At 71.2% G+C, this 8,992-nt stretch carries 8 protein-coding genes; 4 read left to right on the forward strand and 4 right to left on the reverse strand.

Features of this window, described 5'->3' with window-relative positions; all coding sequences use genetic code 11:
- Positions 1 to 16: 16 nt before the first annotated feature.
- From K6I33_RS26430 to uppS, 4 genes are all read right to left on the reverse strand, one after another.
- A complete protein-coding gene (locus tag K6I33_RS26430) occupies positions 17 to 1,138 on the reverse strand; it encodes a glycerate kinase (protein WP_229357039.1) in 1,122 nt (373 codons plus the stop codon).
- A gap of 67 nt (positions 1,139 to 1,205) precedes the next feature.
- Positions 1,206 to 2,237: an aromatic ring-hydroxylating dioxygenase subunit alpha gene (locus K6I33_RS26435; protein ID WP_229357040.1), complete on the reverse strand. Its 1,032-nt coding sequence runs from the start codon at positions 2,235 to 2,237 to the stop codon at positions 1,206 to 1,208.
- A 35-nt stretch (positions 2,238 to 2,272) separates the two neighbouring features.
- Positions 2,273 to 3,313 (reverse strand): terpene synthase family protein, encoded by a 1,041-nt coding sequence (locus K6I33_RS26440; RefSeq protein WP_229357041.1) that lies wholly within the window; start codon positions 3,311 to 3,313, stop codon positions 2,273 to 2,275.
- A gap of 215 nt (positions 3,314 to 3,528) precedes the next feature.
- Complete coding sequence (gene uppS, locus K6I33_RS26445) at positions 3,529 to 4,263, reverse strand: polyprenyl diphosphate synthase (protein WP_229357042.1); 735 nt, start codon at positions 4,261 to 4,263, stop codon at positions 3,529 to 3,531.
- A 255-nt stretch (positions 4,264 to 4,518) separates the two neighbouring features.
- On the opposite strand from uppS, the gene K6I33_RS26450 reads away from it, so the two are divergent.
- The 4 genes from K6I33_RS26450 (at position 4,519) to K6I33_RS26465 (ending at position 8,952) form a co-directional block, all read left to right on the forward strand.
- Positions 4,519 to 6,201 carry a BCCT family transporter gene (locus tag K6I33_RS26450; RefSeq protein ID WP_229357043.1) on the forward strand — a complete coding sequence of 561 codons (1,683 nt, stop codon included), beginning with the start codon at positions 4,519 to 4,521 and terminating at the stop codon, positions 6,199 to 6,201.
- A gap of 207 nt (positions 6,202 to 6,408) precedes the next feature.
- The gene (locus K6I33_RS26455; protein ID WP_229357044.1) at positions 6,409 to 6,924 is read left to right on the forward strand and encodes a hypothetical protein; all 516 of its coding nucleotides are present in this window, start codon (positions 6,409 to 6,411) and stop codon (positions 6,922 to 6,924) included.
- Positions 6,925 to 7,007: 83 nt separating this feature from the next.
- On the forward strand, positions 7,008 to 7,853 hold the full coding sequence (locus K6I33_RS26460; RefSeq protein ID WP_229357045.1) for a DUF4097 family beta strand repeat-containing protein: 846 nt from the start codon (positions 7,008 to 7,010) through the stop codon (positions 7,851 to 7,853).
- A gap of 97 nt (positions 7,854 to 7,950) precedes the next feature.
- Complete coding sequence (locus tag K6I33_RS26465) at positions 7,951 to 8,952, forward strand: ATP-binding cassette domain-containing protein (protein ID WP_374285868.1); 1,002 nt, start codon at positions 7,951 to 7,953, stop codon at positions 8,950 to 8,952.
- The last annotated feature ends 40 nt before the right edge of the window (positions 8,953 to 8,992 follow it).

Raw genomic sequence — 8,992 nt, forward strand, 5'->3', positions numbered from 1 at the left:
GGGCAGGGCTCCGGCCTCAGCCGAGGTAGTCGCGCGCGATACGAACGGCGAGACGCTCCAGCAAGGGCCCGGCATGGGCCACGCACCGCGCAAGGTCCGGCTCCAGCTCGGTAAGGGCGTACGCCTGCTGGATGCCCACGCCCGCAAGGGCGGCGGCGTCCAGGGAGAGCCGCCCGCAGACGGCCACCACCGGCGTGCCGGACGCCGCCCGGGCCACCCCCACCGGCGCCTTGCCGTGCAGCGTCTGCTCGTCGAGGGAGCCCTCGCCCGTGATGACGAGAGCGGCGCCCTCCAGCGCGGTGGCGAAGCCCAGCACGTCGAGCATCACCTCGATGCCGGGCCGGAAGGCCGCCCCCAGCCCGGCCAGGGCGCCGTAGCCGAGGCCGCCGGCCGCCCCGGCGCCCGGCGCGCCCGCGTGGCGGCCGCCGTCGAGCAGCCGCGCGTAGTGGGCGAGGCCGGCGTCCAGCGCGGCGACGTCCGCCGCGCTCGCGCCCTTCTGGGGCCCGTACACCGCCGCCGCCCCGCGCGGGCCCGTGAGCGGGTTGTCGACGTCGCTCGCCAGCACGATCCGGGTCCGGGCCAGCCGGGGGTCCAGCCCGGACAGGTCGGCGCGGTCGAGCGCGGCGAGGGCGCCGCCCCCGGGGCCGAGGGGACGCCCGTCCGCGTCCAGGAAGCGCGCCCCGAGCGCGGCGAGCATGCCCGCCCCGCCGTCGGTGGTGGCGCTGCCGCCGCCCCCGAGCACGATGTCGCGCGCCCCCGCGTCGAGCGCGGCCCGCAGCAGCTCGCCCGTGCCGTACGTGGTCGCGGTGAGCGGCGCGAGGCGTCCGGGCGGCAGCAGCCGCAGCCCGGACGCCTCGGCCATCTCGACCACCGCCGTGCCGCCGTCGCCACTCAGGGCGTACGCGGCCCCGACCGGCCGCCCCACGGGCCCGGTCACCGTCGCCGCACGGCGCCCGAAGCCGGCCGCCAGGGCCGCGGCGACCGTCCCGTCGCCGCCGTCCGCGACCGGCAGGGCCACGGGCACCACCCCCGGCGCCGCCCGCCGCAGCCCGGCGGCCACGTGCCGGGCCACCTCGACGGCGGTCAGCGATCCCTTGAACTTGTCCGCGGCGATCAGTACGCGTGTCGGTTCCGCCACCGTGCCGTCCTCGCTTCCCCGGCCCGGAGGCCGTACGGGTCGTCGCGCCGCGGCGACCCTACCGGGGTCAGGAGGTGGCGGGAATCTCCTGGGGATAGAACTGGCGCGCCCAGTGACGGAAGGAGCCGATGGGGCCGTCGGCATCGTTCAGCTTGGGGTGGCGCACATACCTCTTGTGGTGCCAGATGGGCAGGTCGACTTCCACATCGCGCACAGTCCACCAGTTCATGCCCACGCTCAGAGCCCGCTCGAGGGAGCGGTGCAGCGGCGCGGGAAGGTGGGGGACCGGATCGGTGGCGACGTATGACGCCGACCAGAAACGCATGCGCCCCGGTGCGAGCGGAGTGGCCAGTACCCATGCCGCCGCGTGCATCTTCAGGCGCGCGAACTCGAAGGTGATGAGCGCGCCGCCCACCCCTATGAGCCGGCATGTGGCCTCCTGTTGCATGGGATAGCGGAGGAGGTCACGCCCGAAGCGGAACGTGAGGGAGTAGAAAGGACCGTCGCTCTTTGGCTCGGACACCACGTCGACGTAGTGAAGGCCATGGAGTTCGCGGAGATGACCGTAATCGACGAGGTTCTCCAGGACGTCCTGCGGCTGGCCCGCCATGTCTATGGTCCGGAACGTGCAGGGGGTCGAATATTCGGGAAAGTCGGGGAGCTCCCAGGTCGGTGGCGTATCGTCCGGGGAGTACCAGAGCCACACGATGCCCTGCTTCTCGCAGGCCGGCAGGAGACCCAGGGACAACTTCGGTGGCGTCCCGTAAGGCGTACGAGCGCAGGTCCCGTCCGGCGCGAAGCCGAACCGGTGGAACGGGCACACCAGGAGATCGCCCTCGACCGTGCCGCCGGCCCCCAAATGGGCGCCGAGGTGCGGGCAGTACGGATGGGTCGCCTTCAGCGCACCGGAACGGGTCCGGTACACCACTACGTCGGCTCCCATGAACCGGCAGGTTCGGACATCCCCCGGCCGCCACTCCTTGGAGAATCCCACGCAGAACCATCCCGTCGGGTACGGGAGGGATTCCAGATGATTCTCGTTCGCCGCGAGTGCCGGGAAATTCGACTTGTACTTGCGCACACGCATGACCAGCTCCATCCACTCGATTCCTGGCTATTTTCGGTACCGGTGGTTCAAGGGGTGATGAAACCAGATGTGCGTCGGTAGCGGAAAGTGGTCTCCTGCCAGCGGAAATATCCGGAGATGCTCTCCTCCAGCATCCGCACGCCACGCAGCACGGGCTCCTTCGCCCGGGAATGCGGGTCCTCCGGCAGGTCCACCAGCTCCCGCAGGCGTTCCGCGACTCTCACGAAGTCACGCATGCGTTGCTCGACCATGTGTCCCGCCTGGTACGCGGCGTCCTGCAACGACAGACCGCGAGCCTCGCACAGTACCAGGACCAGATTGTGAGGGTTTTGGTAGTGCAGATCCTTACGGACGGTGAATGTGTCGTTGGACCACAGCCACAACTCGCTGGCGAAAGCGCGCAATTCACCGTAAAGACCGTGCCGCAGCGAGTCGGGGACATCCACCCCCTGCAGTCCCTCCATCATGTCGATGGAGCACCGCGTGGCCCCGTTCACCCGTCGCAGCCGCAGATAGGAATCCAGGTCGGGGATCGCCTCGGCGACCCGGTTCCTCGTCTCGCCCGCCATGGCGCGCAGGTACACGCGGACCGACGCCGGGAATCGGCGGCGCGCGTTCTCGGGGGCACGCCCGTAGAAATCACGCCAGATGTCCGCCAACGCACGCGCCAGCGGGAGAGTAAAAAAGCCGTCCGGCGGACCAGGCGGTTCCGCCAGAGCCCGGTCCACCTGGGCGAGGGCCACCCGGAAGGCGATGGGGTCACGGCCCAGCGGTCCGTCGTCGAAGATGTCGTCCCACAGGAAGAGCCAGGCGATCCATTTCGCGTACAGAGCCAGGCCTTCGCGGTCGGTGCGCGGGCAGTAGAGCGCGGCGAACATCCCACAGGCCATATCGGCCAGCCGCTGCGCGGCGGCCGGGGTACGGTCCAGACCGTGGTCGCGTGCCCAGCCGAGCGCGACCTCCTCCGCGTATTCGTGATGGGGATTGAGTACCACGGGGAACGGCGCCGTGTAGGTAGGCACCCGATATTCGGCCAGGGCCCGTCGATCACTCACGAATGATTCAGAAAACAGCAGAGACTTGGGCACGCCCTTCCCTTTCGACCGAAAATAAGCCTCTGGTGACCGTTTGGTGCATGATTCTTTGCTGCCCTCCCCGCGCACCCCACAAACGAAGGAAGTTCACATCAGCGCGCGCACTGGGAGCGCGGAGCGCATCCGTACCGCCCCGCCAAGATCAGTGAACCGGTTCGCGCGCCCCCGGGGCAGTCAAGCGCCTTTGCGCCCTTCGCCGGGGCGATCCCTCACTTCCCACGCCTCCTGTCCCGGTCGGCATAGGCTTCGAGCGCCTCACCGAAATGCCCACGGTCGAAATCCGGCCAATAGACCGGCGTGAAATAGAACTCGGCATATGCCGTCTGCCAGGGCATGAATCCGGACAGCCGGGTCTCCCCCGAGGTCCGGATCAGCAGGTCGACATCGGGCTGCCCCGCCGTGCACAGGAAGTCCACCAGCCGCTGCTCAGTGAGCTCCCCCGCCAACGACCCGGCGGTGTAGGCGCGGACCAGCTCCTGTACGGCGGCGACGATTTCCTGCCGCCCGTCGTACGCAACCGCCACCGTCAGCCGGGCCCCGGACGCGGTGGCGGAATCCCGCTCCACCGCGCGAAGGGCGGCTGCCTGCTCCTGATGCGGGAGGCGCTCAAGCGATCCGACGACCCTGATCGGCCAGCGGGCCTCCGCTGCCATCCCGCGCAGCCCCGCCGTGATCGCCTCCACGATCTGGTCGACCACCTTGGGTTCCCGGTAGAGGTTGTCCTGGGACAGCGCCCAGACTGTCACGAAGGGAATGCCCAGCTCGTCGCACCAGCACAGCAGCTCGCGCACCCGGTCGGCACCCGCCTGATAGGCATCGGCCAGGGGCAGGCCGTGCCGCTCCGCCCAGCGGCGGTTGCCATCGAGGATGACCGCCAGATGTCGGGGTACCTTGCTCACGAGGCCGTGTCGGCACGATGACCAGGAACGCGTTTCGGGCAGCATGATGGCTCCCCCAGCTCGATGAGCGGATGGCTTATTTCTCTTTTCATCCTGACATCGCACGAACAGGGCGTCAGGGCGCAGTCGCAGGGCGTACGGACGCAGGCTGGGCGGTACGCATGCCCCGTACGGACCGCGCAGGAGCCGAGGGGCTCACGCACGTCGCACACGCTCACGGGGGAACCACCGCACTCCCCCCGCGCCCGGGCGGCGTGCCAGCACCACCGACCGGGGCGTTCCCGGCCATAGTGGGGCGTCATGAGCACCGAGCACACGGAGCGCGCGGAGGCCCCGGACCTGCCCCTCGTCGCCATCGGCATGGCCGCGGTCCTGGCGGTCGTGGCCTGGGCCGCGCTGGCCGGGAAGTCCTTCGACCGGGTCTCGACGTCGGCCCTGGGCTGGGTGCTGTCTAATTTCGCCTGGCTCTTCGTGATCGCGGCCGATGTGTTCCTCGTGCTGTGCGTGGTGATCGCCTTCAGCCGGTACGGCCGGATCCGGCTGGGCGCGGACGACTCGACGCCGGAGTTCGGCAATCTGGCGTGGATCGCGATGATGTTCAGCGCCGGCATGGGCATCGGACTGATGTTCTACGGGGTCGGCGAGCCGCTCCAGCACTTCGTCTCCCCGCCCCCGGGCAGCGGGGTGACGGCGGGCTCCCCCGCCGCCGCGCGCACGGCCCTGGAGTACTCGTTCTTCCACTGGACGCTCCACCCGTGGGCCATCTACGGCACGGCCGGGCTCGCGCTCGCCTACGCGGGGTTCCGCAAGGGCCGGGGGAACCGGCTCAGTTCGGTGTTCGTCCCCCTGCTCGGCAAGGAGCGGGCGGACGGCTGGCCGGGGCGGGTCGTCGACCTCCTCGCGGTGTTCGCGACGGTCTTCGGCACGGCGACCAGCCTGGGCCTGGGCGCCCTCCAGGTGTCCAAGGGGCTGAACATCACGGCCGGGATGAAGGACACCACGGGCCTCGAACTCGTCATCATCGCGGTGCTGTCGGGGGCCTTCGTGCTCTCCGCCTTCTCCGGGCTCCACAAGGGCGTCAAATGGCTCAGCACGCTCAACATCGCGCTGGCCGCCGTCCTGATGCTCTTCGTCTTCCTGCTCGGGCCGACCGTCTTCGTCCTCAACACGATCCCGGCCGCCGCGGGCGGCTATCTCCACGATCTGCTCACGCTCGCCACCCGCACCGGCGCCTTCACGGACTCGCAGTGGCTGGGCGCGTGGACGATCTTCTACTGGGCGTGGTGGCTGTCGTGGGCGCCGTTCGTCGGCACGTTCATCGCCCGGATCTCCCACGGCCGCACGGTCCGCGAGTTCCTCGTCGGGGTGCTGCTGGTGCCCAGCGGGGCGACGGTGGTGTGGTTCTGCGTGATGGGCGGCAGCGCGCTGCGCCTGGACCTGACCGGGACCGCGGACATGGCGGGCACGGTCAAGGAGGGCGCGGAGGCGTCCCTGTTCGCCCTGCTGGACACCCTGCCGCTGGCCACGCTCACCTCGTGGATCGCGATGGCGCTGGTGATGACGTACTTCATCACCAGCGCGGACTCCGCGTCGCTGGTGATGGGCTCGCTCTCCAGCCGGGGCGCCCTCCATCCGCGCACCTGGCTGGTGGTGGTGTGGGGCGTGCTGATGGCCGCGGTGGCGGCGGTGCTGCTGGTGGCGGGCGGACTGAAGTCGCTGCAGTCGGCGACGATCCTGGTCGCCCTGCCCTTCGTGCTGGTGATGCTGGCCGTGTGCTGGTCGCTGCTGTCCGAGCTGCGGACGGACCCGGGCGCCGGACCCGCGCCGCACCACGCCCTCCACGGGCTCCGGGACGCCCTGCGGACGATGGTCGGCGAGGCGATCACCGAGCACGGCCCGGTGCGCCACCCCCGGCTGCGCCGGCTCGCGGAGAGCGCGCGGGACCGGGACGAGGAGGGGCCGGGCGGACCCGGGCCGTCCTGACGTGACGCCGGATGGCATCACGTGGCACCACCCAACGCCACCCGGTGCCACTTGGTGCCACCCGGCGTCATTCCTCGCCCGCAAGGACGGACCAGCACAGGCCACCCCTCGGCGTTTCCGCAGCTCAGAGCGGCCGCCCACAAGGCCGTTCCCGGTCTGACACCACCCCCCTTGCGCATGGCGCCATGATGATGCCATGCTGGCGTTATGGACCTCACGCCGTACGTCGACATCCTCCGCCGCGAACTCGCGGTGGCCGCCGAGGCCGGCGGGGAGGACACCCGCGAGCTGGCCCGGCGGCTCACCGCTCCCCTGGAGTCGGCGACCCGGCTGACCATGCTCAATGTGCTCTCCGCCGCGATGGACGAGATCACCCGTGAACTCGCCCCCGGCTCGGTCGACGTACGGCTGCGCGGACTGGACCCCGACTTCGTGGTGACGCTGCCGCCCACCGGCGGCGCCCCCGTGGAGCCGGCCGCGCCCGTCGAGGCGCTCATGGCGCAGGAGCCCGCCGACGGCGACGAGGGCGGCACCGCCCGCGTCAATCTGCGGATGCCGGCCCATCTCAAGGCCCGTGCCGAGGAGGCCGCCGGCCGCGAGGGCCTGTCGGTCAACGCGTGGCTGGTGCGCGCCGTGTCGGCCGCGGTCGGCGGCGGCACGCGGCCCCGGCCGGCGGAGCGGACCCGAAGCGTCGGGCAGAGCGTCACGGGATGGGTGCGCTGACCGCGCCCTCATCCGGCACCACGTCACCCACACCGCGTCCCACCGGCGGAGACGCCCCGAAGACCCAAGAGGACGGAACAGCCATGCCTTCTTTCGACGCTCCCGAAGCGATCTCGGTCACCGCCCACGTGGAGGCCGGTTCCATCCGGTTCATCGCGGGCGACCGCCTCGACACCCTCGTCGACGTGCGGCCCCGCGACCCGAAGAAGGAGCTGGACGCGCGGGCGGCCGACCAGACCGAGGTCACCTGCGCGAGCGGCGTACTGACCGTCAGGACGCCCAAGTCGCGCTACCTCGTCGGGCGCACCGGCGCCGTCGATGTGACGGTCGAACTGCCCACGGGCTCGCGCGTCGACATGACCGGCGCCTGGGCCCAGGTGCTCGGCGAGGGCCGGCTCGGCGAGGTCCGGGTGAAGACCTCGTCCGGCGACGTCCGTCTCGACGCGACCGGCCCGCTGAACCTGAGGGCGGCGCACGGCTCGATCACCGTGGACCGGGTCGAGGGCACGGCCGAGATCACCACCAGCTCCGGCAGTATGCGCGTCGGCCTCGTCGACGGCCCCGCCGTCCTGAAGAACTCGCACGGCACCACGACCGTCGGCGCCGCGACCGGGGAGCTGCGGGTGAGCAACGCCAACGGCGACATCGAGATCCGGCGCGCCGAGGGCTCGGTCACCGCCACCACCGCCCACGGCACCCTGCGCGTGGACGAGGTGGCGTCCGGCACCGTCCGGCTGGAGACCTCCTACGGCGCCATCGACATCGGCATCCGCGAGGGCACGGCCGCCTGGCTCGACGTCAGCTCGGGCTCCGGCCAGGTGCGCAACTCGCTCTCCGCGTCCGAGCCCCCGAAGGGGACAGAGAACACCGTCGAGGTCCACGCCCGCACCCGGTTCGGCAACATCGACATCCGCCGCGCCAGGGCCTGACCCCGGCAGGGCCGGCCCCAACCCACCCATCGCTCCGGCCACTTCAGCCACCTCAGCCTTCGAAAGCCCTTCGAAAGCCCTTCGAACGGAGAGCTCCATGCCTTCGCCTGTCATGCCCACGCCCAGGCGGGGCGGCGGTCCGCAGTCGCCCGCCGCCGTCTCCACCGTCGGCCTGCGCAAGTCGTACGGCGACAAGACCGTGCTCGACGGCATCGATCTGCACATCCCGGCCGGGTCCGTGTTCGCGCTGCTCGGGCCCAACGGCGCCGGCAAGACCACCACCGTGCAGATCCTGTCCACGCTCATCGGCGCCGATGGCGGGCAGGCCCAGGTCGCGGGCCACGACATCGCCGCCTCCCCGGACGGGGTGCGCGCCGCGATCGGCGTCACCGGGCAGTTCTCCGCCGTCGACGGGCTGATCACCGGCGAGGAGAACATGCTCCTCATGGCGGACCTCCACCACCTCCCCCGGCGCGAGGGGCGGCGCGTCGCCGCCCGGCTGCTGGAGCGGTTCGACCTCGTCGAGGCCGCGAGGAAGCCCGCCCAGAGCTACTCCGGCGGCATGAAGCGCCGCCTCGACATCGCCATGACCCTGGTCGGCGACCCACGCGTCATCTTCCTCGACGAGCCGACCACCGGCCTCGACCCGCGCTCCCGCCACAACATGTGGCAGATCATCCGCGAGCTGGTCGCGGACGGCGTCACCGTCTTCCTCACCACCCAGTACCTGGAGGAGGCCGACGAGCTCGCCGACCGCATCGCGGTGCTGAACGGCGGCAGGATCGTGGCCGAGGGGACCCCCGACGAGCTGAAGCGGCTGATCCCCGGCGGGCACGTCCGGCTCCGGTTCACCGATCCGTCCGCGTACCGGAGCGCCGCCGCCGACCTGGGCGAGGCCTCCCGCGACGACGAGGCGCTGACGCTGCGGATCCCCAGCGACGGCAGCCAGCGCGAACTGCGCTCCCTCCTCGACTGGCTGGACTCCGTCGGCGTCCAGGCCGACGAACTCACCGTCCACACACCCGACCTCGACGACGTGTTCTTCGCCCTGACCGGCGGCTCCGTCCTTCCGAACCAGACCCGGGAGACCGTCCGATGAGCACCGCCCAGACTCCCGCCCGCCCGGCCCGGATCTCCCT

It is taken from the genome of Streptomyces sp. UNOB3_S3 (genome assembly GCF_020740895.1).
GTDB lineage: Bacteria > Actinomycetota > Actinomycetes > Streptomycetales > Streptomycetaceae > Streptomyces.